This is a genomic window from Caballeronia sp. LZ043, from assembly GCF_031451075.1.
Lineage (GTDB): Bacteria > Pseudomonadota > Gammaproteobacteria > Burkholderiales > Burkholderiaceae > Caballeronia.
The window spans coordinates 45,010-70,547 of sequence record NZ_JARUXT010000057.1; the positions used below are offsets into that span (position 1 = coordinate 45,010).

26 protein-coding genes are annotated in these 25,538 nt (G+C 58.9%); 18 read left to right on the plus strand and 8 right to left on the minus strand.

Annotated elements, in window-relative coordinates:
- Nucleotides 1-358: 358 nt before the first annotated feature.
- Nucleotides 359-1,510: a CAP domain-containing protein gene (locus tag QCE64_RS36670; RefSeq protein WP_310009304.1), complete on the minus strand. Its 1,152-nt coding sequence runs from the start codon at nt 1,508-1,510 to the stop codon at nt 359-361.
- A 489-nt stretch (nt 1,511-1,999) separates the two neighbouring features.
- Between QCE64_RS36670 and QCE64_RS36675 the strand changes: the two genes are divergently transcribed.
- A complete protein-coding gene (locus QCE64_RS36675; RefSeq protein ID WP_310009306.1) occupies nt 2,000-2,320 on the plus strand; it encodes a hypothetical protein in 321 nt (106 codons plus the stop codon).
- Here QCE64_RS36675 and QCE64_RS36680 read toward each other — a convergent pair.
- Together QCE64_RS36680 and QCE64_RS36685 are read right to left on the minus strand one after the other, a co-directional pair.
- Nucleotides 2,289-3,476, minus strand: coding sequence for a FlhC family transcriptional regulator (locus QCE64_RS36680; protein ID WP_310009308.1), 1,188 nt, complete (start codon nt 3,474-3,476; stop codon nt 2,289-2,291). The two genes, QCE64_RS36675 and QCE64_RS36680, sit on opposite strands and share 32 nt — an antisense overlap.
- Before the next feature lie 69 nt (nt 3,477-3,545).
- Complete coding sequence (locus QCE64_RS36685; protein ID WP_310009310.1) at nt 3,546-4,832, minus strand: hypothetical protein; 1,287 nt, start codon at nt 4,830-4,832, stop codon at nt 3,546-3,548.
- Nucleotides 4,833-5,439: 607 nt separating this feature from the next.
- Here QCE64_RS36685 and QCE64_RS36690 point away from each other — a divergent pair.
- The 6 genes from QCE64_RS36690 to QCE64_RS36715 all read left to right on the plus strand — a co-directional run bounded on the left by QCE64_RS36690 (nt 5,440) and on the right by QCE64_RS36715 (nt 9,336).
- Nucleotides 5,440-5,739 carry a hypothetical protein gene (locus QCE64_RS36690; RefSeq protein ID WP_310009311.1) on the plus strand — a complete coding sequence of 100 codons (300 nt, stop codon included), beginning with the start codon at nt 5,440-5,442 and terminating at the stop codon, nt 5,737-5,739.
- A 104-nt stretch (nt 5,740-5,843) separates the two neighbouring features.
- Entirely contained in the window at nt 5,844-6,278 is a 435-nt protein-coding gene (locus QCE64_RS36695; protein WP_310009313.1) for a hypothetical protein, read from the plus strand.
- Nucleotides 6,279-6,287: 9 nt separating this feature from the next.
- Entirely contained in the window at nt 6,288-7,091 is an 804-nt protein-coding gene (locus QCE64_RS36700) for a hypothetical protein (RefSeq protein ID WP_310009315.1), read from the plus strand.
- A 10-nt stretch (nt 7,092-7,101) separates the two neighbouring features.
- Nucleotides 7,102-7,674 (plus strand): single-stranded DNA-binding protein, encoded by a 573-nt coding sequence (locus tag QCE64_RS36705; RefSeq protein WP_310009316.1) that lies wholly within the window; start codon nt 7,102-7,104, stop codon nt 7,672-7,674.
- 247 nt (nt 7,675-7,921) lie between these two features.
- On the plus strand, nt 7,922-9,004 hold the full coding sequence (locus tag QCE64_RS36710; protein WP_310009317.1) for a primase-helicase zinc-binding domain-containing protein: 1,083 nt from the start codon (nt 7,922-7,924) through the stop codon (nt 9,002-9,004).
- Nucleotides 9,005-9,030: 26 nt separating this feature from the next.
- Nucleotides 9,031-9,336, plus strand: coding sequence for a hypothetical protein (locus QCE64_RS36715; RefSeq protein ID WP_310009318.1), 306 nt, complete (start codon nt 9,031-9,033; stop codon nt 9,334-9,336).
- Between the two features lie 71 nt (nt 9,337-9,407).
- On the opposite strand, the gene QCE64_RS36720 is transcribed toward QCE64_RS36715, so the two are convergent.
- From QCE64_RS36720 to QCE64_RS36735, 4 genes are all read right to left on the minus strand, one after another.
- Nucleotides 9,408-9,641, minus strand: coding sequence for a hypothetical protein (locus QCE64_RS36720; protein WP_310009319.1), 234 nt, complete (start codon nt 9,639-9,641; stop codon nt 9,408-9,410).
- On the minus strand, nt 9,631-9,786 hold the full coding sequence (locus QCE64_RS36725) for a hypothetical protein (RefSeq protein WP_310009320.1): 156 nt from the start codon (nt 9,784-9,786) through the stop codon (nt 9,631-9,633). The genes QCE64_RS36720 and QCE64_RS36725 overlap by 11 nt, the downstream gene beginning before the upstream one ends.
- A gap of 150 nt (nt 9,787-9,936) precedes the next feature.
- Nucleotides 9,937-10,302: a hypothetical protein gene (locus tag QCE64_RS36730; RefSeq protein ID WP_310009321.1), complete on the minus strand. Its 366-nt coding sequence runs from the start codon at nt 10,300-10,302 to the stop codon at nt 9,937-9,939.
- Nucleotides 10,299-11,321 (minus strand): PRTRC system protein D, encoded by a 1,023-nt coding sequence (locus QCE64_RS36735; RefSeq protein WP_310009322.1) that lies wholly within the window; start codon nt 11,319-11,321, stop codon nt 10,299-10,301. The genes QCE64_RS36730 and QCE64_RS36735 overlap by 4 nt, the downstream gene beginning before the upstream one ends.
- A gap of 1,444 nt (nt 11,322-12,765) precedes the next feature.
- Here QCE64_RS36735 and QCE64_RS36740 point away from each other — a divergent pair.
- Nucleotides 12,766-13,929: an integrase domain-containing protein gene (locus QCE64_RS36740; protein WP_310009323.1), complete on the plus strand. Its 1,164-nt coding sequence runs from the start codon at nt 12,766-12,768 to the stop codon at nt 13,927-13,929.
- An 893-nt stretch (nt 13,930-14,822) separates the two neighbouring features.
- On the opposite strand, the gene QCE64_RS36745 is transcribed toward QCE64_RS36740, so the two are convergent.
- Complete coding sequence (locus tag QCE64_RS36745) at nt 14,823-15,302, minus strand: hypothetical protein (protein ID WP_310009324.1); 480 nt, start codon at nt 15,300-15,302, stop codon at nt 14,823-14,825.
- A gap of 487 nt (nt 15,303-15,789) precedes the next feature.
- On the opposite strand from QCE64_RS36745, the gene QCE64_RS36750 reads away from it, so the two are divergent.
- The 10 genes from QCE64_RS36750 (at nt 15,790) to QCE64_RS36795 (ending at nt 25,535) form a co-directional block, all read left to right on the plus strand.
- Nucleotides 15,790-16,158 (plus strand): hypothetical protein, encoded by a 369-nt coding sequence (locus QCE64_RS36750; RefSeq protein ID WP_310009325.1) that lies wholly within the window; start codon nt 15,790-15,792, stop codon nt 16,156-16,158.
- Nucleotides 16,106-16,585, plus strand: coding sequence for a hypothetical protein (locus QCE64_RS36755; RefSeq protein WP_310009326.1), 480 nt, complete (start codon nt 16,106-16,108; stop codon nt 16,583-16,585). Before QCE64_RS36750 ends, QCE64_RS36755 begins: the two co-directional genes overlap by 53 nt.
- 66 nt (nt 16,586-16,651) lie before the next feature.
- Entirely contained in the window at nt 16,652-19,771 is a 3,120-nt protein-coding gene (locus QCE64_RS36760) for an SNF2-related protein (RefSeq protein WP_310009327.1), read from the plus strand.
- Complete coding sequence (locus QCE64_RS36765; protein WP_310009328.1) at nt 19,768-20,013, plus strand: hypothetical protein; 246 nt, start codon at nt 19,768-19,770, stop codon at nt 20,011-20,013. The genes QCE64_RS36760 and QCE64_RS36765 overlap by 4 nt, the downstream gene beginning before the upstream one ends.
- Before the next feature lie 1,166 nt (nt 20,014-21,179).
- Entirely contained in the window at nt 21,180-21,566 is a 387-nt protein-coding gene (locus QCE64_RS36770; protein ID WP_310009329.1) for a hypothetical protein, read from the plus strand.
- Nucleotides 21,567-21,759: 193 nt separating this feature from the next.
- Nucleotides 21,760-23,469 carry a PRTRC system ParB family protein gene (locus QCE64_RS36775; protein WP_310009509.1) on the plus strand — a complete coding sequence of 570 codons (1,710 nt, stop codon included), beginning with the start codon at nt 21,760-21,762 and terminating at the stop codon, nt 23,467-23,469.
- Nucleotides 23,470-23,568: 99 nt separating this feature from the next.
- A complete protein-coding gene (locus QCE64_RS36780; RefSeq protein ID WP_310009330.1) occupies nt 23,569-24,054 on the plus strand; it encodes a PRTRC system protein E in 486 nt (161 codons plus the stop codon).
- 14 nt (nt 24,055-24,068) lie between these two features.
- The gene (locus QCE64_RS36785) at nt 24,069-24,287 is read left to right on the plus strand and encodes a PRTRC system protein C (RefSeq protein ID WP_310009331.1); all 219 of its coding nucleotides are present in this window, start codon (nt 24,069-24,071) and stop codon (nt 24,285-24,287) included.
- Nucleotides 24,280-24,495 carry a hypothetical protein gene (locus QCE64_RS36790; RefSeq protein ID WP_310009332.1) on the plus strand — a complete coding sequence of 72 codons (216 nt, stop codon included), beginning with the start codon at nt 24,280-24,282 and terminating at the stop codon, nt 24,493-24,495. The genes QCE64_RS36785 and QCE64_RS36790 overlap by 8 nt, the downstream gene beginning before the upstream one ends.
- Before the next feature lie 41 nt (nt 24,496-24,536).
- A complete protein-coding gene (locus QCE64_RS36795) occupies nt 24,537-25,535 on the plus strand; it encodes a PRTRC system protein F (RefSeq protein ID WP_310009510.1) in 999 nt (332 codons plus the stop codon).
- The last annotated feature ends 3 nt before the right edge of the window (nt 25,536-25,538 follow it).

Below are 25,538 nucleotides of genomic sequence, written 5' to 3' on the forward strand. Positions count from 1 at the left end.
ACTACGGCAATCCAAGCCCAAGGCTTCTACAACCTAAACCACTTTGGAGAAATACGGTCAAATCAGCCGCCGAAGCGGGAGTTCTCGGGAATGGCCAACGGGCCATGGACCGATAGCGGTGACGAGTGTCAAGATCCCACACATCTTTACGTTGTGTATTGCATGACTAATTCCGATAACACGTTGTCGTCTGTTGCCGCCGCGCCGCAGCCGGAAAACGTCGCATGCGGAGGCGGGGGAGGGTAATTTGTCGATCGGATCTTCGACGTAAACGAACTGGAGCCTGTAAGCGATCCGCGTCAAAACGAGAAAACGCCCGATGAAGGGCGCTTTGCGTTGGACTGACCGAAGAGAACCGTTACTTGGCGCCGGTAGTGAAACTCCAGGTCGCTGTCGGCAACGTCACGCCGTCGCGAGCACCGTTGAAAGTGACAGTGTAGGTTGTGTTGGCCTTAAGAGGAGCAAGCGGCAGTAGAACGGCGGAACCGTTTGGCAGCAAGTTGTTAGGGTCAGCAGTGGTGGTTGCGGTCGAGCTCGCGTGCGCACTCGCAGGGACCATGATTCGAACGGCCACTTGAGTGCCGTTGCTTTCCATCAATGTGAATTGGCTCACCGAGAGCGTATCGAAATTCTCTGAGTTCACACGAACTGCGATCGGGTGTCCGGGAGCCGACAGATCCGTGGCGGGATTCGGAGCTTCCGGCACCATAGCAAGGCGCACGCCGTTCTCGTTATTCAACGGGGCGTGGACTACGGTGTTCGTCGCGATCTGTTGACCCCCGGCATATGTATCAGTATTCGAGCCAGGTGAACCACTGACCCCGGTGTAGGTGCCGAAGTCCGCAGCGCAGGTGTACTGCGGCCAGCTCTGCTCGCCCGGCTGATAGCCGAAGCCGATCGCCTCTTGATTGAAGGTCACGTCAACCAGGTGATACACGGTGTCGAGCGCCTGGCCAATACAGTCGGCCGCAGCATCGGCCGCTGTGGTCTGCGACGCGCCTGCCCCGATGATTTCACTGATCCACTCGTTCGAAGGAGCGCCCGCCTTCCGCGCACGCGCAAGCGGCGTGTCGCCATAGTAATTTTTATTTCCCGCGACTTCATCGTGGCTCAGCGTAGTGGTTGTCTGCGCTTTCAACGCCGTGTACATATAGCGTGCGTGTGCCTGCGCCGACGTGTCTAGCACTGGGTCTTGCTTGAGCGCACCAACACCCATCGCTACGCGGTAGTCGTTCAGCTGCTTGAATGCTGCAGCTTCGAAACTCGCGCCGTCATAGGTCGACGCCGGAATCGAGGTTGCGGGCGAGGTTCCAGTGCTGGGCGCGGTCGAGCCCGAGTTGCCGGGGGAGCCGGTTCCAGCGCCGCTTGCGGGCGCGGTGGTACCGGCACCGCTTGCCGGCTTCCCGGTTGCCGCGCTGCTGTCGCTGCCACCGCCGCCGCCACACGCCGTTACGAGAAGCGATGCAGCGATCGCGGCGATCGAAAGTTTGAAGGTGCAATTTTTATTCATTTGTTATTCCAGTCGAGTTGTGCAGTCGCCCGCGCGATCTGCTTACTTTCATCTTATTGAGCGGAGTTCGAAGTCAAGTCGCTTCAGGATCGCTCGCAGTGCCTTCCTCGTTGTGCCTTAAGCCGTTGGCCGTCGGGCGGTTCAGGCGTTGCAATGCTCAGAGACAACTGTGCCAGGGTGCCTGTTGTAGTCGCGTACCGTTTTCTATGAGCGCGTCGTGCAAGACCTCATTCGACTGATACGGGCTGCGGCGAACAAGATGCACATACCGAAACCCGCGACGACAGGCCGCTCCGTGCCGAATGTCGTCAAAAGGAAAGAGCCGCACCACAGAAAAACCAAGAATGATGCGAGCGCGCTGAATGTCTTTACGGCAACGATGTTGGCGGAAGCTGATCTACCTCTCCTGAGACGGCGAGCGAATTGCAGGTTGCTCCGTTCCAGGTCGAAACTCCTCGGCGAGGATGCGCTCGCTCGGCTGCTCCGGTAATGGCGCTCGTATCGCTTGAATCTGCCGTCACCGTGGCCGCGGAGCCAAGCGGCGACGCTGTCGGGAAAAAGGTAGGCGAAATCTTCCATGACTTAGTGCATTACGTCGGCATAAAACTGGACCGCGCCTACCGCGTCGAGAATGCAACGGCCATCAGCCTCTGCATAGAACGCGCCGGTCTCGCGGTCGCGCCAGGCGAACTGGGCCCGTCCATCGCGAGAGAAAACGATAAGAGCGGCATCGCCGCTGGAATCATGGGACATCTGAATTTCTCCAGAGGGTGGGCCTTTAGGCCGTTGCCCTGCTTTTCTTCTTTTTGAGGTCGAAGCGGGGTTTTAGGCTGTAGCTGCAACCCGGGCAGATGAAGTCTTTTGCCAGTTCGATTTTCCCTTCACCGTTAGAGAGGATGTAGTCTGTCCCGCAGGTCCGGCAGGGCGCCATCGTCAGACGGGAGTCCATCGCCATCGAACGCGTAAGGTGGTTGGCACGATCAGCGGTGATTACGAGGTTTTCACCGAAGACCTTTGCTGCGACATCGTTCGCGGCGATCAGTGCCTCAGGAATGCTTGCCTTGTTCTTCAATGCACACCGATAAAGCCAAACGAGAAGCGATCCCTGCAGCCGATTGACCGGATGATGTACGTACCATGTGAGCGAACTCGGGTTGCATCCACACGGTGAACTGACACCGTGGATCTGTTTATAGGTGTTTCGCGTCTTCGTCTGATTCAAGCCGAAGAGATTTGTGGCTGTCGATGCCCGGACGCCTTGAGTCATCAACATGCGCGCGTAGACGTCTCTCCGGGCGCGATCCAAACGAAGGTCCGACCACAGGCTCTGATAGGGCAGGACGGTGGACCTGAGATTGGACGTGCTCATCAGATAATGGGCTACAGACTCATCAGTGAGCCACCCGGCCCGGTACTCAGTCCAGAAGAGTTGTTCGTCGAATCGCCATCTGAATAGCGGGAATGTAATCGCCCCGATCGCCGCTTCAAGGCGTCCGATTGGCAATTCCATCAGATACTTTGCGAGCTCGAACGAAATCCCAAGCAGCGGCGCTGCGAGCACGCTCAGGTGAAGGACATCCTTGAGCAGCGAAACATAAGCTCGGTTGTAATGGAAGATGTCTCTGGCAGTCACGCCGTCGACGGCGGGCATCGAGTTCGTCAGACGCTCGACCGTGGGGGAGAGGAGAATGCCGTCAACGAACGTCTCCCAATCGCGCGGGTCCTGCAAGGCTGGAGAGAGTGCCAGGAAGGGCATATTCATCAACTTGGCCTTTGGGAGCGCATGCGCTTTGAACGTGTTCATATCCTCGAGCGAGACGCCGAAGAATTGCTCGGCCTCGCTGTATCGCACCAAGACTGAGTGCATCACATCGGTCAAGGAATAATTCGTCCGCTGGATCTTCTCGGCGAGGAATTTGGGAAGCGAGATTGTGGTCTCAACAGCGTCTAGCGTAATGTTCGACATATTTTTTTTGATTGTTTTGCGACCCTGGACGCGAAGCAAGCGTCCACGCTTCGGTTCTTCGTCGTTGTCTTAGTGTTTCCCGCCAAGGGCGGCGTCCAATTCGGTCACAGCCTTACGCAGCATCGCTCCTAGGGCTTCCAAGAGTGGCCCATGCTGTGCCGGTGTATCAGAAGCCTGCACAGCAAGTTGGGCAATCGTGAGCTTGCCCGCGAACGCCTCAAACGTTGCGGTGACATCTTGCAGCGCTGTTTGAACTCTGTTTGCCGCTTCAAGCGCGGCGGCTTCTTTCTTGCGCTGTTCCTGCAGTGCTTCGAGCGCGGCGCGTCCGGTCTGCAGGTCCGCTTCGATCGCAGAAAGCTCCTCTGCTCGCTTTTGCACCGAGTCGGAGATGCTTTGGTAGCCGGCCGGAACCGTAGGCACTTCCTTGATCTCGACTTCAGGCTTGCGATTCCGAAGAGCCTCGATCTCCCGAGTAAGTCTTTCAATATCCTTCCCCTTATCCGCGAGATCTTTCTCCATATTGCTGAGACCCGCCTGTCGTCTTTTATAGTGTTCGTCCAGCCGCCCGAGCGCTTCCTCTTTTTCGACGATCGCGCGAGCGTTCGCTGCGAGTTCATCGCGCATGTGACGGGCTTCGCTGTCGGCGACGTCTAACGCAGTTCGGTGATCTTCGAGCATCGCCTGAACGTTCTCGAGTTGCACGCGGCCGTCTTCGATCTCTTCGTCTTGCCTTTGCAGCCGATCCAGCAACGCTTTGACGTCTGCGCGAGTCATGTCCTTGTTTTCTTTCTTTTCCGCAAGGATTCTCTCAACTTGCTCGTCAGTTACGTGCTTGGCGGCCAGAATGATGAGTTCGCCAACGTTGAATGCGCGGATGACCTCGACGTTGTCGGCGAATCGCTCGTAGCACCGCATGTACTGGCGTGCTGCTGTTGGCTTGACCCCCAACGTTTGCTCGAAGATCACGAATCCGAGCGAGGCCGCCTTTCGTTTGACCGCGGTCTTATCACCGGCTTTGGCGATCAGAACGTTTCGCAGCATGTAGATCGAGTTCACCAATTGGCCACCGATAAGCTCAACGTCCGCACGAATGCGTTCACGCGCGTCCGCGATCGCCATCATGTTTTCGGCCAATTGAACGATCAGGTCGTTGTAGGCGGGGTCATCGCCCAGTAGCCCCCTCATCTTCGTGGCGATATCGGTGCGATCTGCACGATTCGCGTCATGTCGTTCAAACAAATCGCCGAGTGGATCCATGAATTCGCTCGGGAGTCGGTCTTTGCGCTTTATCAGGTCGGTTTTCTTGGACTTCTCGTTGTCCGGCTTTTCGGACGGATGTTCTTGGTCTTTTTCCATCTCTTCCTCTTACCCCGTGCAAGTTACGAATCGTAACGGGCCTGTTACTTCTGAAGTCTTCGAAAGGCGGTGTTCTCAACCCCTCTTTCAACGCCAGCAAGCCGAGAGAGCCTTCTCTCCAGCCTTCAGCAAACGTTTAACAATTTTAGTCTGTAACACTTTGGAAGTTGAATGGAACAAATTACCTAATAAAGGCTTTGCATCGTATGCAATTAGTATGATTAAAGGCTAAAATTACATATAGCCTACGATGCAACGTGTTTGAATGGGGCATGGGGGATTGGCGAGGGCGCTAGTGTTAGCCCGCGGTCCGCAGTCCGCAGCAAAGCGGAAAGAGAGGGTGTTTTCGTGAGCTCTCGCAAGCCGCCGCCGCACCTAGTCGGCGTACCGTCCTCCTTATCCCCGCGTCTTTGACGCATCGACAGAGCAACGCGAAATTTCGTGTCTGCTCGATTCCTTTTTCTGCGTTCAGTTGCTTCGGCCACGGCTGGCCTTACCGTGACGAAAGCTTCTGTTCGCGCCGCTTTTTCCTGCCCACCCGACCATCCAAAACCTCCAGCGGTCCTGCTGGAGGTTGCCTTGTGCGTCAGTTCCTCTGGAGAGAAAAATGTCGAAGCAATTGATCACGATGGCGATCAAGTCGCCCGCCTGGTTATTCGCTGTGTGTTTTGCGCTGTGGTTCGCGGCTCATTCGTTCTTCACCTTCCTCTTTGTGTGCGCAGCGATAGCCACGTGGATCAAGCGAGCAATCAAGGCTTCCCTGAAAGAAGACACTGTCGATGAAGCAAAGGCTCCGAATGTAGTCGTGCCTGCGCCCGCCCCGGCGCACGCCAAGGTCACGCCAATCAAACGGCAATACGCCAAATCCGAAGTGGTCGTGCCCCTCAAGACAGGCACCGTCGATTAGTCGACATGTCTGATGCCGAAACCGTCCATAAAGGCGGTTTCATTCCTCAACCCGACGGGACCCAGTCCCGTCGGGCCGTGGGTTCCCGTTCATCGGAGAATCCCATGGATACGGAAGTGGCTGCATGGCAGCCGGACATGTTCGACGTCAACCGGGCGCCTGTTCCGCGCGCTAGAGCCAAGCCTGATCCTTTGCCCGATCCGCAGTTCTGGAGCAAGGCGGTCACAGACAAGATGATTGACGCGCTGATCAGTCTCGCGACGGACAGCAGGCGCGGCGACAGCATGCCCGAGTCGTTGATGGACTGCGCATCGTTGTTCAGCGATCGACTCAAGAACAAGAAGAAGCTCGACCTCGAGGACTACCGCGCGACGCTTGGTTGGGTGATGGAGTTCTGGGATGGCGCGTTGCCGTACCGGTTCGTCTGTCAGATTAACGGGGTCGATCCGGAGATTCTTCAGGATGTCATCCAGAGCACGCCACTGCTTAAGCGCGATATGGAAGAAGTGCGACGCGACAGCTTCGGCACCCTTTTGTAGGAGACGGCCATGAACACAATGACGTTCAGCCGCCTGCTTGGGAGCCTCTTCAGCACGTCAGCTAGATCGCAGTCATCCAAGCCGACGAGCCCGGTCCGGGCCGACCCGGTAGCCGCGCCCATCATCGTTGGGCAGGGCGGGCGCAATGAGCGCCAGCTCAATGTGGCTGGCCAGGCGATGCTTTTCAGAGATGAAGGAGGGGTGGTCGTGCAGTTTCGGCCTGCTTTCGACTTTGAGCTCAAGCAGACATCTGTCGGCTTGAAGCTGATGCCTTCGTTGACGCCGCACTGGGAGGTACTGCGGGAGCACGCCGGCTCGCTCAGAGACGCGATTGCGGTGGCGATTCGGGATGCGCAGTTGCCAGCATCGGAAGGTGGCCAGATGACCTCGGCGCCGCAGCGAGCCGAGACAGCGCCTCGTCAGGTTCGCCGGCCAGATGATGCCGTGGTTGAAGCGGTCGTTCTTTCGACCGGGCCACAACAGAGCGGGTCAGCCCGTAGCGCCGAGCGGCCGCGTTATGGGGTGCTCCAAGAGTGGGGCGAGAAGGAGTTCCCAGACGGGAAGCGTCCGGGAAAGACCTACGAATCGTTCTGCATCACGCTCCACCACCGCGGCGGTATCGACGTGCTTCAGGGCGAGGGGCTGCGCGACGCGATCGCCGAGGCCAACTGCAAGCTGGGCGATCGAATTGAAGTCAAGCGACTTGGAAAAACCAAAGTGCCTGCCGTTGATAAACATGGAAGACCGAAGCTCGATGCCAGCGGCGCGCAAGTGCTATGGGACAAGTGGCTGTGGTCTATAAAAAAATCTTAAGGAGCTGTTCATGGCATCAGTAAACAAAGTGATTCTCGTCGGAAATCTTGGAGCAGATCCCGAGACCCGCTATCTTCCGAGTGGCGATGCTGTCGCCAACATCAGGCTCGCAACAACGGATCGCTACAAAGACAAAGGGTCGGGCGAAATGAAGGAGTTGACCGAATGGCATCGCGTCGCGTTCTTCGGGCGACTGGCCGAGATCGTGAACGAGTACCTCAAGAAGGGGTCGTCGGCTTACATCGAAGGCAGAATCCGTACGCGAAAGTGGACGGATCAGGCTGGGCAGGAACGCTACTCGACTGAAATCGTCGCCGACCAAATGCAGATGCTGAGGGGGCGCGCGCCGGGCGAGCAACGCTCTGCAGGCGCAGATGACTTGGAGACGTCGCGGCCGCAGCGCCAAGCTCGCCAGGGTGGAGCACGTGTGCCGGCGGCAAGCTCGACATCCCCGATGTCCTCAACGCCTCACGACACCCAGCCGGCTCCTGCGTCGTTTGGTGGAGGCGGTGGGTTCGCAGACATGGACGACGATATTCCGTTCGATCTGTATCTCGCCCGGCAGGCATGGGCTGCGATCTGATCCCGTAGTCGCTCACCTTTCTTCCCGTAGTTCCTCACCTTTAAGTCCCGCCTTGCCCGTTTGGGCTGGCGGGGCCGAGAAGGCTTCCGTTGTCCCTGTGCGCGGCTCGCGCACCAGAACCTAACCAACTAGCGCTTGCTGAAAAAAGCCTTTCGCCGCACATCGCGTCTCGCGGACGGCTTTTTTGAGCACGGCTTTTCCGCCTGTCTCAGGCATCGACCTCAACCACACCACACCTGGAGTGCCAATGAATGTAAAGGACATCAAGCTGTCGCCGGAACAGTGGGTTGCGTTACTCCAGAAATACGGGATACCAGCGACTTCTCTGACCGGCAAGGGCACACCCTGTCCCATCTGCGGCGGCCACGATCGCTTCACGTACGACAACAATCGAGGGCGCGGCGACTGGGTCTGTCGCAAATGCAACGATGGCGATCGCAAAGCTGGCGATGGGCTCGAACTAATCTGTAAAGCGGCGCGTATCCCGTTCCTCGAGTTGATGAAGGAACTCAAGGGCGATTTGCTTTTTGCTGCCCCCGACCCGCGAACGCGACTGGCGGCGCCGGCACCTGGCCGAAAGGTCGATCCGGAGTGGGCTCGCAAACGGCTTGATTCGATGTGGGATCGAGCGACGTCGATCAGCCTGGAAGGCGCCGTGTCACGTTACCTGCGTGAGCGCGTTCCAGGTCTTTCCGTCGAGCCGTCCCCGGCGCTGCGTTTGGGCATGCTCGAGTATTGGCACGAAAAGAAAATCCTTGGGAAATGGCCGGGCATTCTGGCGCGCTTCACGTTGCCGGACGGCCGTCTCGGCACGCTGCAACGAACATTTCTAGAGCGTGTAAAGCCTTGCAAGGCATCGATTGTCACCAACGATGGGGAAATCCTGCCGTCGAAGCTGAACGACGTGACGCTTCACAAACTCAACGGCGGCGCAGTCCGGCTGATGGATCCAGTCGACGGAGAGATCGGTGTAGCTGAGGGGCTGGAGACAGCGTATGCGTCGCACATGCTGTTCGACGTTCCAGTCTGGTACTGCCTGAACCGAGTCCTGCTCGCAGACTTCGTCGTGCCTGAAGGCCTGGGCATTCGCGTGGTTCACATCTTCGCGGACTTCGACGCCGTCGATCCTCGCACGGGCAAGTCACCGGGCGTTGACGCCGCATTGCGGTTGGCCAAGCGCCTGCGCGCCGAGAGGTACACGGTGATGGTGCATCGTCCGAAAAAGCGGGGGACCGATTTTGCGAATGAGTGGCTGGTTTCGGACCGGATCACGGGGTGTAGTGCAGCAGTCCCGGTTAGACGCAGTCAGCAGCGAGCTGTGCACGTTTGATTCTTGATGGCGGTAATTGAGCCGCCATGTTGTTTCGTTCGCCCGGTGGGGATTCGTCCCTGCTGGGGCCGAAATCCGCCCGAGCTATTTCATTGGAGAACAGGAAAATGAGCTTCAGCGTGATTGTCGGGCGTTACACGATCGTCGCCACGTCCGGAATGGAAAATGGTTCCGTGAGAGTGGGGAAAGCGGAGGCGGAAGCCTATGACGTGATCGATCGGCTACAGGGCGGGAAGGTGAAGGTCGAGAAGCAGGGTGTCACGTTCGACACTGCATGGTTTTACTGCATTCGCCGTCAGGCGTGCGCCCGAGGTGTTTCGTTGCTGCATTGAAGATCCACTTAAGACAAAAGCCCTGTCCAATTGGTCGGGGCTATTTTTTGTCGCGACGAAGTGAGTCTGTCTCACCATTTACTGGCATGCACGCGCAGAGCGACTTTGCAGATATAAAAGATCACCTTGAGGAAGGGAATCAGGATGCCGATTGCCCATATGGCACCGGTGGCGGATGCGAAGAAGACGGTCTCGCTTACCTCGTTCCTCGGGAACTGCAGAGCGAACCAAGCAAGAAGCACGAGCACTACAGCGAGAAGAGCGCGGCGCGCAACGAAAGGCAGTGCCTGAAAATTAGTGTACACCCTTCGATTCCATTTCCGGATGATTGATGAGCGCCCGGCGGAACAGACAGGCGGCCTGGAGCGTCGTAAGTGCGGTGCCAACAAGTATCCCCACGCGCGTGGCGCGGGTCCAGTCGAGTTGCATGATGGTATCGAACAGTGTCATTCTCCAGAAAACGCTGTGTGTTGCGGGTGCTCGGCATGCTCGTGAATCGATCATGTCACCGTTGCACGTAAGTCAAGCAGTAGGTCGCGGGCTGTGGGTTCCCATGTAGGCGACCGCCTCCACTTGGAAGCGGTCGTTGCTAGCTGAGCGTCAACCGAATTGGCCAAGCTGGTCTGCGAGAAAAGTGAAGTCGAATGGACGCTCGTCGTCGTTGGTGGACGCTGGTTTCGCTACGCGCTGCGGCGTTTCCAGTGACAAACGCTCGGGCGACGACTGCGGCATCGGAGTCAGATGAGGAGCGGCGGTTGCCGCGGTTGCCGCGGTCACGGCCGATCCGGTCAGACAGGCATAGCCGCTGTCGGGCGCAGACACGATGGTTCCACGCAGCGCGTCCTCAGCGACGCGTTTGAGAAAAGCAGCGCGCTGCCTCGGATTGGAAACGGCGACCATCGCCTTGAACAACGCAGGAGTGACGATTTCGCTGATCGTGATCTTAATCTCCAATGATCGTGTCATGCAGCAACACCTTCCTTACGCTGCTTGTCGCGCATCATCGCGACCTCTCCCGCTGCGAAAAAGCCCCTGACGTTTGAGAAACTCGGGTTCGACATGGCGTCGATCCGGGTCGTCGGGAATGCGGCGCGAATGGTCGACGCGTAGAGCGCGGCCCCGCCGCCGGTCACGACGATCGAACGGAGATCCTCGGTATGGCCAATGAGGTTGTGAATTACCTTGACAGTGCTGTCGATCACAGGCTGCGACTCCTCTCGATAAGCCATCAGATCGATGTCTTGGCCAGCCAGCAAATACTTCTTGCCTTCACGGATCGCCTTGTCGATACGCTCAATACCATCGGGTGCCACTTTCAGACGAGCCTTGATGCGTTCGGCGATCATCTGGTAATAGTGGGAGGCGCCGCTCTGGTGCCCGCCACTGCGTCGTTCATCCATAGTGAGTCCGGTAGCCACGACCCAGTCCGTCGTGAAATAGCCGACGTCGATGATGAGGTGGGGGTTGTCGCGGTCGAACTCATGGTATTTCGTAAAGTTCACGAGCGCACCGATCGGCTGTGGGAGAACCATCACTTTATCGACCTGAACTTGCGTGCTTCCGAAGTCGAGCTTCCCAGTGAAGGCTTGCCGAAGGTGCTCGGCATACTTGTGGAAGTTCTTGACGGGCAGGCCGAGTACGAGTCGATCCACCGATTCGATATTGGCGAAATGGAAGGCCCCGCCGAGAAGCGCCGCATAGCTGTCGGTGGTACAGAAGTTGTCGGCCAAGGTGCCGCCGGCGTTGCCGTTGCGCGAGCTGAGCGGCACGCCTGGACCGACGTCGTAAGTTTTTCCTTCCCACTCGATCGGGATGGTCTTCGGGACATTCAAGAGCCCCTGGCTCTCGATCGCGATGGTCTGTTCTTGATGAACGGGCGTCAGCGACGGGAAGATCAGCGTTGCGACTTCGGCACCGTTGCGGAACGCAACCTTGGTGTTGCCATATCCAACGTCGACGGCGAAGACTGCTGCGTGCGATTTCATTCTCTCTCCAGTGCGTTCATGTTCGGTATGTGTTCCGCCCAATAACTGACGGATTGTGGACACTTCCAGTAAGTGACCGAGTGCCTCGCTGCAAAGTCACCGACAAGTCGCCGATATCTGCACGAATCCGGTGAGAACGTCGAAGGATCCGACAATGACTCGACCGATCTGTCAGTTCTCGGGCAGATATCAGGCAGATATCAGGCAGATAAGTCACCCAACACACTGATCCACTGTAGCGACCAACAAGCGATGTCAAGGAATCGAAAGCGCGTGTGATTGAAGAAGCTTTTGCCTGTGGCTGGAAGTGTTTCAGCCGTATTGTTCTCCCTATCCACCGCGCGATCAGCGCATCGACTCTCCTTAAAGGTCCATCAAGGGGATCGCTTTGCCTAGCGAACCCCTGTGTCTCAGGCTGCAAAGTGATGCGGCCTTTTTCTGAATCGAATCAAGTTCAAGGTGACCCAAGTTGAGGGCACCGAACACGCGATATCCATTGGGTTTGCGGGCGGTTTTGCCCGCATGAGCAAGTTGAGAGCACTTGGAAGCGAACACGAACACGGTTCGACCATCCTCCAAATGCTGCCTCGACACGCATGGACGCATCCTTTCAGCCCACGAAGCTGGGTGCGCTGCATGAAGCCCGACACACCGCGGCCGAATGAACGCGCTTTAGGATGGGGGATGGGCACGCCACAGAAAAAAGGCAGCTCGTCCTTGTACGGATGACGAACGGCAGGCGCGACCGGATCAAGAACAGCGCAAACGAATTACCGAGCAATTGGCCACAGTCGTGCGGTCGCAAGACAGGGCACACAGACGCAGCGATACGTCTAGGCCGGCGCGGTAGCCGTAGCGGCGAGTGGACTCGAGCGAGTGCGATATACGCACGCGGGCGAGTGATGGCGACGGCGCGGGAAAGCAACGCGAATGAGCTGCGAGAGCGGCTAGCTCGATGCTGACTGGGACTTCGCTAGTGGGCTTCTCGCGCAGCGAGAGGACTGCGGCACGCAGCAACACGGAAGGTCGATGCACGGTTCTTCCACGTGCGGGGCTATCGAATGGAATCGCTAAAGGACAGGAAGGCTTTACCCGGCGGGGCACGCAATGCGCAGCGCGATCGAGACCAGGGGATAGGCTCCCTGTGACGCTCGCGTGGCGGCAAATGAACCCGGGCTCGAATGCGTTGGCCCGGCTTTTCGGAACGCGAGTACGAGATGGCAATGCGAGAGCCTTCAAACGGATCTGTTCGAAGGCGATGGATGAACGAGACGTGCGCTCAGGCATGCGGCGATGACGGGATGGAAGATTTTGGCGAATCCCGCCTGTTGCGGCACAGAAAGGGCAGTTGGTGCATGTCGCCGAACTCAGACGGGCGTTCGAGATGGGCCCCGCGTTCCATCGTGCGACAACAATGATGTGGGAAAACCTTCAAGGAAAGAACATGGTTCAAGCGTTGGTGAATGTGCGTGCGCTGTTGAACGCGTACGGCGGACTTCGGGCGACCTTCAAGCGCGAGCTCGAAGTGCTGTTTTGGGACAACGCGAACCGCGTGCATAGTCGCACGCGTCGCAGTACGAAGCCGCTCTCGGTGAAAACGCAGGCATATCGGCTACAGAAACTGTGCCACTCGTTCGTGGAGCTTCGTGACAACGGTTTCGCACTGCAATCGCCTAGGTCGTTCCGCGAGAAGCACATTCGGTTTCTGGTACAGCTGTGGGTCAAGAAAGGGCAGAGCGCCGGCACCATCGAGAACAAGCTGACATATTTCCGCGCGTTCGTGAATTGGATCGACAAGCCTGGCATGTTGGGAACAGTGTCTGACTACGTCGACGTCGAGGAGCACGGGCTCAGACGCTCATACTCGGCGCTGGAGGATAAGTCGTGGGAGGGCAATGAAGTGGACGCGGTCGCAACGCTCGACGCGATCGCTCAATCTGAGCCGGTGGTCGCGATGCAACTGAAACTTCAGGCCGCGTTCGGACTCCGCGTGGAGGAGAGTTTTCTGCTGAGGCCGAGAGAATCAGTCCGGCAGGATGGTCTGCTGAGCGTTACGCGCGGGACGAAAGGTGGTCGAGATCGGTTGGTGCCGATGCAACTGCAAACGGCCGTTTTGCGAGAGGCGATGCAGCACTGCAATACGCTCACAGGTTCGACCATCCCGGATGGCTACACCAAGAATCAGTGGAAAAACCATTACTACGACGTGCTCAAACGGTTCGGCGTCACGAAAGCAGGTTTGGGTGTCACAAGTCACGGGCTGCGGCACCAATATCTGCAGCAGATGTACGCGACGCTCACGGGCGTCCCGGCGCCGGTTAAGCGAAGTGGTGAACGAGCTGACGTGGGTGCTCATCGGCAAGCGATGATCCGAATCGTCCAGGCGGCCGGCCATAGCCGGCCGAGGAAGGCGAACGCGTATATCGCAAGCTATAACGGAATCGCGCAGCAAAAATCGGCAGCTGTTACGGTTGAGCAAATCGAACGTGCGCTCACCCGCGCGCGAGGAGAGAAGAAAGCCGCCGCGGCGCTGCTCGGCATCTCGAGGTGCTCGCTTTATAGGCTTCTGCGGCGGAATGCTTGTCACATCCAACAGGGAGGGCGTTAAAAGCCACAGTGCGCGTGCCGTGATCTCGTGTTCGAATCAACAACGTATAAGCGCGCTACAAAATTGTTAAGTGCTATCCGGATAGCGTTCATCACTTTGTTTAAAAGGTTTTGACGGTGATCATGGTGTGATACGTGAGGATCATGCCGAGTGCGAGTGCGAGTGCGAGTGCGATCTGCGGGCCGGGTTGCGCACGGAGCCGGAAGGCGGCAGGGATGTATTCGATTAGAGACGTACTCGTCCTTTCAAGAAGACCCCCGGGCGACTGTCAGATCTAACTCCAGCATGGGCGAGATACCACAGATTCAAGTTAGTGGTGGCGCTACCGGCGGTTTCGAACTGGAAAATCGTCGACGGCCAGGTCCTCGCTGTTCTCGAAGCTGACTTTCTTATCGCCCGTCCGCAAGTGAGGCGCGCTTGCTCAGCAGACCGATTTGCGCGAACGCGCTACGCGCATAGACTGCAGACAATTTCGCCCGCTCGAGTCGGCGTGCATGGCGGGCGTGGTTGTCCTGGACCTCCGCTAAGGGGAGTTTGATCTAATCACACGAGACTTTCGCCATGTCTTGTCGCCTCCTCTAACGTGTTTCGGACGTGTTCGGCAGGCACCTTGTGGATGTGCGCTCGCGTTCCAAGCAGGTTCGCGACCTCTCTAACACTTAGGCAGAACTGCTCTGCGTGGTAGCAGCTCGGGAAACGCAGGCCAATCGTTGATACTGCCCCGGGCGCCGCATAGGCGCGCGAGAAGACGGCGCCGGCGCCAAGCAGTGCGTCGATCCAGCTGTCGGGCAGTCCAGGCGACGGTTTCGCATCCGCACGCACGCCTGCAGGATTTTTCGTGAAGTCTTCGAAGCTAACGACGATTAGATTCATAATCGATTTGCGAAGCGAGGTTAAGCGGGTGTGTGTCGTCGTGCAGCGCCACTGGTTGACTGTTCGCCGAACTTTCGACGCCGGCGAGACGCAATGTCGTGGAGCACAACAGCGCTCATGAGAGCGATGATCGTGTTGAAACCGCAAATCGCGATCACGGCGGTCAATCGCATGTCGTTGGCAGCCAGTTCTTTCGCGCGAGTTCGCTGCAAGGATTCGAGCGCGCTTCGTTGAGCGTGCAGTGCCAAGCGAAACGCATCCTCGTTGTAATAACCATAGTCGGAAACGAGAGTTTGGCGCTCGGCCACCGGCATGTAGTCGACCGCATACCGAATCGCATCGGACACGCCCTGCATACGCTCAACGACAGCCGTATCGGTGATGAGCTGAACGACGGGGCGTTGCATGGTGTATTGGCGTGCGACCAGAGTGGCCGCGACCATGGAGCTGCCTGCCGATGTCGCGAGTAGGGCGATGGTGGCGATATGACTTATTTTCATGAGATTCGAGACGAGTCGCGCATACCCACGCGCTGCGTCAATTCTCATTGCCGGGGTAGCCTGTGAGGAGTTGAAAGACACCTCTATTCGAGCCACTTTCGCGATGAGGCTCGATCGTGGTCAAAGTGGAAAGCTATACGCTTTCCGCTGTCATTCTGCCGAAGTGACGCTAACACGTTAGCGGATTCACAGAACGCCGGCCGTCGAAACAGTCTGTCCGTAGCGTCCGCGCTGACACTTATCAACACCCTTACGCACAGAATCTGTGGATAAGTCGAAACGTGCGACAGGAAGAGGCACCACGAAAACGAACGCTATATGGCTTGGGCAAAGCGTTCACGACAAGTATCGTTGGCACATCACCCGCGCGCACGCGCATCGACCGTTCGGCAAGCCTCAACGCCGCACATACGCAGTTCTTTTATTTCAACCCGCAGGGGCATGCACCCTCGCGGGCGCGCGCCTGCTCAATTCTTGGAGCATTCGCATGTACACGCAGTTGATTCAGCAGTTCAAAGATGCCCAGGCAGCGGCAGCGTTGGCCTACCAGGTCGTAGCGGTGGCCGAGCGCGAGACCTTCGCAGGATGCATGGCTGAGTATTGCGCAATGGAGGCCCGCAGCGAATATAAGGCCGAACGTGAGCTCGCGAGCTTTTGTCTGCGCCTGCAATCGCGTCTGGTGATGGAGGCGAGTCGCAAGTTCGCGCCGGCGGGAGGCAGAATCGAAATCGACTCCGCTGGCGAGGCTGATCGATACGGGCCTCAACGTTTCGGAAGCATTGCGCAGGGGCCACCTTCCCGACATGGATGGATTCTGGAAGCACCTCGAACAGGCGTTCGGAGGCGAGGCCGGTGAGCGGGTCGCATTCGAGCAGGCCGCGAAAGCGATCATCAGCGGCTTCTGGCTCAAGCGCGACAGTGAGATCAAACGCACCAGCAGCGCGATGATGCTCGAAAAGCGAGTGACCTCACAACCCTCGTTTCACTCGAAGGGCGAACGCGAGGTCTACTACTCCTCGCAGTCATCGGTTGCAGAAACTTTCCAGGGTCTCGGGACCTTTGCGGAGAAGCACCGGTTCGGCGAATTGGCAAATCAGCTGCGCAACTTCAGCGTCCATCGCCTGACGTTCTCCACTCGGGACAAGCTGGGCTTCCCGGGGCTCGAGATTGTGCTCTTCAACGACAAGTGGCAGTTCAAGTTCGCCCACAACGTGGGCGACGCACTGTCGATCTTTATCAGCGAGTTCGGTGCCGAGTACCTCGCCTCGCGCGACCGGTATTGATCGCCGATTTCCCCCTTCGATCTGAAACCCGCTTCGGCGGGTTTCTTCATTTCTAGAGGCGATTTCATGCAGAGAGATCTGTTTTCCATCGACCGCGACTGGTACGAGCCGTTGCACTCCGTCAGAAGTCTAGGCTCGCAGGCACCCGCGGTCGCGCACCAAGGCGAATTGGCGGCCGCGCGGCGGCAGCATCTTGGACAGTTCTTCACGCCGGACGCAGTCGCTGCGTTCATGTGGAGTTTCGTGGCTGGCTGGAAGCTCGACAGGCCAATTTGTCTGCTCGACAACTCGGTCGGGTCCGGCCGGCTGTTTCAATACGCTGATCCGGGTCGGCATGCGCTGTATGGGATCGACGTCCACGCCGATGTCATCCAGCAATGCCAGAAGGTGTTTGAGGAAGCGGGCTTTCAGTGTGAGTTCAGGCAAGCCGGCATGGAGGACATCCATCCGGTGCATTTCGATATCGCGCTGATCAATCCGCCGTTCTCGATCCACCTCGAATCCCCGCATCTTCAGCCGCTCGGATGTACGACGTGGGGCCGGTATGGCAGCAACACCAGTGCGCTGAGTCACGACTACAGCGTCCACCAGGCGCTTGCGGCGGCGAACATTGTCGTCGCGCTGCTGCCGATCACCACTGCAGAAGCCATGGTGGCAGGTGACCAGGGTGAGACGCTCAAGCGGCGCGCGGCCGGCATCTTCGAATTGCCCGCGGACGCGTTCAAGCTCGAGGGCGCGAACGTGCGCACGGCGGTTGTGGTCTTCGACCGCTACCGGGATCGTCCGTCTGACTTCGTGCGCGCGGAGATTGTTGATCTGGCGAAGCCGGGACCGAATCTCGGGCTCCATTTCGAGACGCGCGCCTTTGGCGAACCCAGATTGCATCTGCAGCGGCTGGATGACAGCAAGCCGGTCATCACGCGGGCCGTCACCGGCGACAAGTCGGTGAAGGTCTCGCATGACGGCCGACGCATCAAGCTGGGCTTTGCCTGTGGATTCAACGAAGCGATGGTGCTGAACGGGGTGTTTGTCGAGCGGATCTATTCGCGCGACGGCCATCGTCTGCCCAGAGGATTTCGTTACGCTGGCCAAGGCCTGCTCGACCTGGAGACGTATCTGATCCAGGATGATCCGGTTGCCGCGTTAGATCAGCTGCTCGAGCGAATCCGGCGAGCGGGCGGCGTGCCGCAACTGGCGCTGGGATTCATGAATCACTTTCGCAGACGCATGCGCAAGAGCGTGAGGCAGTCTATACCGCTGCGCCATGTGGCATGGACGACCGGTGCCGGCTCCCGCGACGTTGTCAGTGGTACGGCGAAGGAAACTCACAAGGTCGATGCAGCGCGCTGGGCGAGTCCGCTTCTCAAGGCGGGTGATGCAGTCCAGTTCACGCGGGTCGAAGATGGTCGATATCAGTACGCGCTGCACGGCGTCTCATATCATCTGTCGGTCGACGAGCTGAACGCGCGCTTCGCGGTGGAAAATGTCACTGAGAGTTGGGAGGTGGTGCACGAGGGAGTGTGCGCGCGCTTCCCGGACCAGGCGGCAGAACTTCGTGCGCGTGTGAAGTCGCTGGGCATCGATCGGTGGCTCGACTGGGAGTTTCAGGTCGATGACCTGGTCGAGACGCTGCTTAAGCCGACTGGCTGTGTGGTCGCGTGGGAGCAGGGGTGCGGTAAATCGCGTCTTGCGTTGGCGCTAATTCTGCTCTCCGGGGTCAAGCACGGCCTCATCGTTGTCGAATCCCGGCTGATTGCCGAGATGCTCAACGAAATCGCTCAGTTGCCCATCGCTGCGGATCGCGTGAAGGTGATCGAGTCGGAGGCGGACCTGACCGATTTGCGCCAGTTCAATCTGATTTCGTACGAGCGCTTGCGCATGCCAGTCGACCGAGCATCCTCGGCGCGCGTGACGTACGCGCATCGGCTTCGGCGTCGCATCGGCCTGTTGGTGGCCGATGAGGGCGAGCGCTTGGCGAATCCGACGAGCGACCAGAGCCGCGCGCTCTGGCAACTCTCGGCTCGCAGACGCTTCGTGCTGACCGGCAGCCCGATCCCGAACTACCCGCGCGACGCGTTCGGTCTGATCGCGTTCTCAGGCGGCGATGGCACGGCCGCGCAGCCGTACGGCTACCGCGTTGGGTATCTGGAGCAAAACTGGATCAACTCGGTGGGATACGCCATGCGTGGCGTGGATCGGTTCAGGGATGACTTCGTGGTGCTGGAGTGGGTCACGTGGCAATTCGCGGAGAGCTTGCAGGACGGGGCGAAGCGCGAAGTGCCGAAGATCGGCAATCTGCATCGGTACCGCGCCATGCTGGCGCCGCACATCAAGCGCCGTTTGGTGGCTGAGCCCGACGTGTCGCGCCATATCCAGATCGAGCCGCCCGAATTCGAGGTGGAGACAATCGAGTGGGATCGCGGTCATCTTGCATCGTATCTGCGTGCAGCCGATGAGTTCGCTGACTGGTACCGCCAGTCTCGCGACGACAAGAAGGCGTGCAACCTGGTCACGATCCTGGCGCGGATTCGTGCGGTGCACTTCGCGGCCAACTATCCGCAGTACGGGATGGAGGGTGTGGAGTATGTCGCCGGGTTGACGAGCAAGCAGCGGGCGGTGGTGCAACGCATGCGCGCAATCGCCGCGGAGGACAAGCAGGCGATCGTGTTTGCGGAGAATCCGGGCGTGCTCAATCTCCTCGCGCGCGAGCTCGATTCACACGGGGTGCAGACTGTGCCGTTCCATGGCGAGATTCCGATCAAACGTCGCGTGGCTGATAAAGACAAGCGATTTTTGACCGGGCTGGCCACGGGCCTCATGGCCACCAAAGCGTCGGGGCGGGCGGGGTACAACCTGCCCAATGCGGACTACATTCTCTTCTATGACCGGTCGTGGACGTGGCGCATCGAGTATCAGGCGATGCGGCGCGCGCTGCGCTGGAACCGGAAGGGCGTGCTGAAAGTGCTGTATTTCCACCTGCCTGGGAGCATCGACGAGTATCAGGACCAGATGGTCGCGCACAAACGTGATGCGACGCAGGCGGGCCTGGACTGGGCGACACCGGAGCTTGAGGACGAGACGTTCCTGCACATGGATACGGTGTTGGATCGGTTCGTCGATGATCTCGCATCGTTCGCGGCCCGGAACGCCAGCGACATGCGCAAACTTTTGAAGGAGGTCGCGTGAAGGACGCGAAGGTGTCGATATTGGTGGGCGAAGACGTGGTGACCGTCAAGCGCGAGGGTTCCAATCGCGCTGCCATGGCGAAGATCCTCGGCAAGGTATCGGTCGAAGGTGTCGAAGTCTTGTGTCTCGACCGGCTGGTACACGAGAGTCATGAGGATCGGTTCGGTGAATGGATGTTGGCGGGCGCCGTCACGACGCTCCTGTCTCGTCCGATTTTGACCGCCAACGTGGCATTGGCGTGAGGGGTAGGGCGGCATTGCAGGATGCCGCTTGATTTGCATCCCGATAAGAGTCAGGACCCGGCCTCGCGCCGGGCTTTTTTGATGGCCGTTTCGAAGTGTCTGGGAAGAGATTCGTCTTATATCGAGGCGGTGAAGTGCAAGGTGGACTCGTGTGGGCTAGCAAATGCATGGCGCCGCGACCATGCGATGAAGGTCCCCGTCAGGTCGCCCATCATTTTCTCCGCGCTGCGGAGAGTATCTCTGCCCGCGCTCTGCGTCCTCCTGAACCGCTTGCAAGCCGCATTTATACTGTATATATTAACAGTGCTGTAGTTTTGTACAGTTTCGACGGAGCTGACAATGGAACATTTGGTCAGGGTCTACAACGAATCCGATCGGCAAACCCTCGAATGGCTGAGGCGAACCGTCGGCGATGCGGCCATCGAAGATGCCGCCGCCAAATGTGACACGCACTCGAAGCCGTATCTTTCGGCCGTCTGTCGGGCTTTGGGGCTCAAGGCACCTCAATTTCCGCGCCGTCACTCTCGCCCCTCAAGTGCGGTGGCCGAGGAGTCTCTCACGGCAATTAAACGCATCCTAGCGGCTCGGGCGATCAGTGTGGGCACGTCTGTCGTGCATCGGCGAGTGGATCCCGTATTACCGTAGTCACGGGCGTCTGAGCGGCGACGTTGAGTTCATTCGAGTAGATCTACTATCCGAGTTGGACTAGCAGTCGAGAATCGCACGATGAGGTTCGATGGCCGTTGGGCTAGTCAACTGCGAAGGCTCGTATCCCACAGCCGTGTGGAAGACTCTCGGCAACGCGTCAGTCGAGGGCATCGAAGTACGGTGTTCCGGTCGGCGGATGCCTGGCAGCCAAAGTCATCAATTTGATGAGTGAACATGTAGCCACTAGCAATGCTACTATCGCGCCGGTTGGTCACGACCGCGGAGTCAGTGTGAGGATCGGCCCGCATCGCAGGATGCCTTCGTATCGGCATGGTCTTATCCAACCCCCTCCTGTGCCGGCTTTTCAAGTTACGCATGGCAGAAGTGCCATGCGTCGTTCGGGAGTCGCCCACGCCCCGGCGTGGCGCGACCTGGTATCGCTGATACCACGCGGCAAACCTAAGCGTCAGTCAAGGTCCTCGCTTTTCGGCCAGGCGCGTGCGGAGCCACGACAAACCATGCCCTCAAAAAACTATTCCGATTTCTCCCTCCAGAAAGCCGACAGCGAAGCATTTTCAGTAAGGCAGCAGGTCGCAATCGCAATCTATCGAGAGGCTCGCAAGCAGCAACGAAAGCTGCAGATTGCCGCAGTGTTCCAACTGGTGATTGTGGCAGGCGTGGCAGCAATGCTCGATATGTTCTCGGCGGATAATGGAACCGACCCGACAGTTCTCGATGAGCCGTGGGTCACTTACGGCATTCCCTGCCTTGGCATGTTCATCGTGCTCGCGACGATTGCCTTCTCATTCTTCATCGTTCTACGAGCAAAGGCGTTCATGCGGGCGTCGGCAGTGCCAGAGGATTTCATTCGAGCGCTCAAGCGATATCCAAGCAAAGAAATGTAGATCAACCGGACGCCCCGAAGAAGAGGCATCACAAATTCAAGAGCTTTATTCATCGGACAAGCCTCGTAAGCCGCTATCTTTGCTGCATCACCCGCGTCTCTGACGCATCGACCAGCGCTGATTCTCTCAGCCTGCGTTGTTCAACCCTCTGGGAACCACTCCCAAGGGGCGGGTTCCCTCTTCGGAGCCCACAATGCAACAACAACCTACCCTCGCCCCCAAGCAGATCCAGATCAACGTCAATCCCCGCAAATATTTTGATCCTGCGGAGATGGAGGAACTGACCGCATCGGTGCGCGAGAAGGGCGTCATCCAGCCTGTGATCGTGCGAACGTTGCCTGACGGCGGCTTCAGCCTCGTTGCAGGCGGTCGCAGATACAAGGCGGCGCTCGCCGCGCACGGTGAAGACTACGAGATCCCGGTGGTCGTACGGGAGATCGATGAAGTCGAAGCCAAGCAACTCGCGATCATCGAAAACATCCAGCGTGCCGACATGTCGCCGGCGGAGGAAGCAATCGCCGCGGCCGAGCAGGTCGGCCTGTGCAAAGGTGATCGCGACGAAGTGGCGCGCATCTTCGGATGGTCGCGCGCGACGCTGGACAAGCGTCTCGCGCTCATGAACTGCAGCACTGCCGTGCTCGATGCGTTGAGCACGCGACAGATCTTCCTCGGTCACGCTGAACTGCTTGCGGCGCTCCCCAAAGAGATGCAGGACAAGCTGCTGCCCGTCATCGTGAAGGAGGGAAAGCCGGTAACGGAGGTCAGGAAGACGATCGAACAGGTTGCCTGTTCGCTGTCCGCTGCGATCTTCGACAAGGCCGACTGCGCGGGATGCCCGCACAACTCGTCCACTCAGGGCGAGATGTTCGGCGAGTCGATCGGCACGGGCAACTGTACCAACCGCACCTGCTACAACGAGAAGACCGATCACGCGCTTGCCGCAACGGCTGTCAGCCTGCGCGACGAGTATCCGGTCGTGCGCATCGTGCGTGCTGGTGACAACCACACTCGCGTGCAACTCGCGGTCGACGGCGCCAAGGGCGTCGGTGAAGAGCAGGCGAAGGCGTGTCATGCGTGCCAGAACTACGGCGCTGCGGTGAGCGGCTTGCCTGACTCGATCGGCAAGGTCTACAAAGGCCAGTGCTTCGATACCGTCTGCAACATGAAGAAAGTCGCGGCGAACCTGCAGGCAATCAAGGCCGCGACGCAGCCGAAGCCGTCACCGGACGCGAAAGCGGCCGGGAAGCATGGCAACTCGGGCGGCAAGCCGGGCGGCAGGGCGGGCGGCACAGCGGCTCCGATCTCGGCAGCGGAGGCGACGGCGACGGGTGCGAACCCGTCGGTGACGGTCGTTTCCGAGTCGGACAAGATCAAAGCGTATCGCGTGGCGCTGTGGCGCAAAGCCCTGCGTCGTGAGGTGGGCTCGGATCCCGCGCTCGCGCAGCGATACCTCGTTGCGATCGCGCTGTCCGATCAGATGCGCTGCGTCGATCAAAAGACGCTCTCGGGCATCTGGGAGAAGCTGACGCAGGAACAGGTTGCGTCGAGCGATATCACCAAGGCTGCTGCAGCGACCGCTGCGGCTGACGGTCCGCTGCTCGCGGCTGCGGTCACGGGTGTCACCGTGGCGGCGATCCAGGGGCTGGACGTTCAGTACCTGACCCGCCTGTGCAAACACCATCGCCTCGACCTCAACAAGCACTGGAAACTCTGCAAGGAATTTTTGGAGCTGATCACGAAGTCGGAAATGATGGTGGTGGCAGACGAGCTTGGCATTCATGCTGCGCTCGGCGAAAACTTCAAGAAGGTCTTCGGCAAGTCCAAGGGCGAGGTCATTGACGCGCTCCTGGCGGTCAAGGATTTCGACTACACGGGCAAGATTCCGAAGGTGCTCAAATTCTAATCGCGCGGCTCTTTCACGGAGCACCGCGCATCGACCCAGCAGTTTCATTCCCTTTCCGGCCGCCCTCGAGGCGGTCTTTTCTTTTCTCTGGAGTTTTTTATGTTCGTAGCCATTGAACCGCTTTTGCGCGCTTGCGCGAAGCTCACCCTCTCGATGCAGATGAAGGGCGACGAGATGGTCGTCTACGTCATGCCGCAAGGCACGGCCAAAGACGCCGCGATGCTGCAGCCGCTCGCGCTTACGGCAACGCCTGCGGAGCTCGATACGGGCTTCGTGCAGGCGCTCGTCGCGTACACGGGCGCGCATGCGTCGCTCGCCGAACAGGTCGCGGCGACCACTGCGATCCTCGACGCCGCGAAGGGCCAACAGGTCTCCAAGGCCACGAGGACCCTCTCGAAAGGCAACGGCAAGACCGCAGTCGGCTCGGGTGACAGAGCAAGCTCGGACAGCGCGGACGATGAAGATGGGGAGGAGGGCGACAAGGAGCAGGGCACCGTTCCGAATGACCCCGCTGCATCGGCGTCGGTGTCGGCTTCGCCGGACCCCGCTAGCAGCGGAACCAACCTCGCATCGCTTTTCGACTAAGGGAGCAATCAACTATGGCCATTACCGTCGCAAAACTCATCCGCGAGTTCGTCTACAACGGCGTCAGGTTTCCTGATCCAGGCCCGACGTTCTCGCCCGACGATGTCCGCGATCTCTACTCCGCGCAGTACCCGGAGCTGACGACCGCGGCGATCGACGGACCGACTGCTGAGGGCGAAGTGATGCGCTTCGAGTTCGTGCGTGCAGCCGGCGCCAAGGGCGCTCATGCGTAAGCGCGATCTGCTCAAGGCCTTATCCGATCCGGATCAGGCCATAACCCACCAGAAGCCGCCCGACAGGGCGGTTTTTTTTCATGACAAGGAGATCGAGGAATGCTCTTTGATCCTCGTTCGTTTGGTGCAGAGGTCGCTGTCGCAGGAGAGTCATGGCAACCGCGACGCGATCGCGCTGCCCGACGTCGACCTGCCGATGATTTTCTGAGCCTGCCAGCCATTGGCGCCAACGTTCATACGCGCGCTGATCTGCGTTGGAATGCCGAGAAGGATGTCGCGGGTTTGATTGCTGCCCAGTTCGAGTCGGGTGTCCTTCGTGCACGAGACGTTCCCGAATTCAAGGGCGCTGGCGACGCGCTCGCGCACGCATTTTTTGCATGGGCGAAGCGTCACACGTCGAAGTGGACATGCCTGAATTTCGACTTCGTGCTGTGCGACTGGGCCGCCGTCCAGGAGGTGGTGCAGTATCAAGAGGACGGTGTTGATTTTGAACCAACCTCGCCGCTCTATCTTGGCATCGAGATCGGCGCCGAAAACATCCTCGAGATCGGCGCGCGAGCAGCCGCACTGAGGAAGGTGCATCCGCGGTTGGCGACCACCGCAATGTTGCTGATCAATCGGGCTGCGGGCCGGACGGTATGGATCCGCACGCCCGACGAGTTCTTATGCGAGTTCGCTTCCTGGTTTTGGGAAGGGGATCCCACCGCGACCGACGAAGAAGCACGCGAGTCCTTGAAAGATCGATTCGGTGAGGACGAGGCAGAGTTCGAGCAGTACCTACCCTCCGTCGTGCGTCCCGAGCTTTGTCCGGATGACATGGACGTCTTTCGCACAAAGCGCTCGCGCACCGGCACGCACAAGCGCGTGCATCAGCATGCGCTCCGTGTCACCGCGTTGCGTCGGCTTCAGCGGTTCACTTATGGTCCGACCCGGCGAATTTGCCGGGAGCTCGAAAGGCTGAGTCTGATGCTTAGCCGGGCGAGTCGGAGTGACCTATTCAACTGTTCATACCGACCGCGCTGCGCGTACGCCGCCGCGACGCTGACCGTGCAGAACGACTCTCGCGTCGGTGAGGTACTCGACTCGCACTACGAGTATCTGTCCAGCGCCGGCGACGGCACAACGTATTACGGCTTCGTGCCGTTTGCCTCCTCCCCTGACGCTATCCGCGCGCAATACGCGGACTGGGCAACGGGACTTTCCATTATTAGCCAGCTCGATCGCGTCATCGCGTCGCTTGTGGCATAAAAC

What these genes read in the sequence shown, in the direction of transcription:
- QCE64_RS36670 (WP_310009304.1), bottom strand. Translation starts at nt 1,510, where the DNA reads ATGAATAAAAATTGCACCTTCAAACTTTCGATCGCCGCGATCGCTGCA.
- QCE64_RS36675 (WP_310009306.1), top strand. Translation starts at nt 2,000, where the DNA reads ATGGCGCTCGTATCGCTTGAATCTGCCGTCACCGTGGCCGCGGAGCCA.
- QCE64_RS36680 (WP_310009308.1), bottom strand. Translation starts at nt 3,476, where the DNA reads ATGTCGAACATTACGCTAGACGCTGTTGAGACCACAATCTCGCTTCCC.
- QCE64_RS36685 (WP_310009310.1), bottom strand. Translation starts at nt 4,832, where the DNA reads ATGGAAAAAGACCAAGAACATCCGTCCGAAAAGCCGGACAACGAGAAG.
- QCE64_RS36690 (WP_310009311.1), top strand. Translation starts at nt 5,440, where the DNA reads ATGTCGAAGCAATTGATCACGATGGCGATCAAGTCGCCCGCCTGGTTA.
- QCE64_RS36695 (WP_310009313.1), top strand. Translation starts at nt 5,844, where the DNA reads ATGGATACGGAAGTGGCTGCATGGCAGCCGGACATGTTCGACGTCAAC.
- QCE64_RS36700 (WP_310009315.1), top strand. Translation starts at nt 6,288, where the DNA reads ATGAACACAATGACGTTCAGCCGCCTGCTTGGGAGCCTCTTCAGCACG.
- QCE64_RS36705 (WP_310009316.1), top strand. Translation starts at nt 7,102, where the DNA reads ATGGCATCAGTAAACAAAGTGATTCTCGTCGGAAATCTTGGAGCAGAT.
- QCE64_RS36710 (WP_310009317.1), top strand. Translation starts at nt 7,922, where the DNA reads ATGAATGTAAAGGACATCAAGCTGTCGCCGGAACAGTGGGTTGCGTTA.
- QCE64_RS36715 (WP_310009318.1), top strand. Translation starts at nt 9,031, where the DNA reads ATGTTGTTTCGTTCGCCCGGTGGGGATTCGTCCCTGCTGGGGCCGAAA.
- QCE64_RS36725 (WP_310009320.1), bottom strand. Translation starts at nt 9,786, where the DNA reads ATGACACTGTTCGATACCATCATGCAACTCGACTGGACCCGCGCCACG.
- QCE64_RS36730 (WP_310009321.1), bottom strand. Translation starts at nt 10,302, where the DNA reads ATGACACGATCATTGGAGATTAAGATCACGATCAGCGAAATCGTCACT.
- QCE64_RS36735 (WP_310009322.1), bottom strand. Translation starts at nt 11,321, where the DNA reads ATGAAATCGCACGCAGCAGTCTTCGCCGTCGACGTTGGATATGGCAAC.
- QCE64_RS36740 (WP_310009323.1), top strand. Translation starts at nt 12,766, where the DNA reads ATGGTTCAAGCGTTGGTGAATGTGCGTGCGCTGTTGAACGCGTACGGC.
- QCE64_RS36745 (WP_310009324.1), bottom strand. Translation starts at nt 15,302, where the DNA reads ATGAAAATAAGTCATATCGCCACCATCGCCCTACTCGCGACATCGGCA.
- QCE64_RS36750 (WP_310009325.1), top strand. Translation starts at nt 15,790, where the DNA reads ATGTACACGCAGTTGATTCAGCAGTTCAAAGATGCCCAGGCAGCGGCA.
- QCE64_RS36755 (WP_310009326.1), top strand. Translation starts at nt 16,106, where the DNA reads ATGGATGGATTCTGGAAGCACCTCGAACAGGCGTTCGGAGGCGAGGCC.
- QCE64_RS36760 (WP_310009327.1), top strand. Translation starts at nt 16,652, where the DNA reads ATGCAGAGAGATCTGTTTTCCATCGACCGCGACTGGTACGAGCCGTTG.
- QCE64_RS36770 (WP_310009329.1), top strand. Translation starts at nt 21,180, where the DNA reads ATGCCCTCAAAAAACTATTCCGATTTCTCCCTCCAGAAAGCCGACAGC.
- QCE64_RS36775 (WP_310009509.1), top strand. Translation starts at nt 21,760, where the DNA reads ATGCAACAACAACCTACCCTCGCCCCCAAGCAGATCCAGATCAACGTC.
- QCE64_RS36780 (WP_310009330.1), top strand. Translation starts at nt 23,569, where the DNA reads ATGTTCGTAGCCATTGAACCGCTTTTGCGCGCTTGCGCGAAGCTCACC.
- QCE64_RS36785 (WP_310009331.1), top strand. Translation starts at nt 24,069, where the DNA reads ATGGCCATTACCGTCGCAAAACTCATCCGCGAGTTCGTCTACAACGGC.
- QCE64_RS36790 (WP_310009332.1), top strand. Translation starts at nt 24,280, where the DNA reads ATGCGTAAGCGCGATCTGCTCAAGGCCTTATCCGATCCGGATCAGGCC.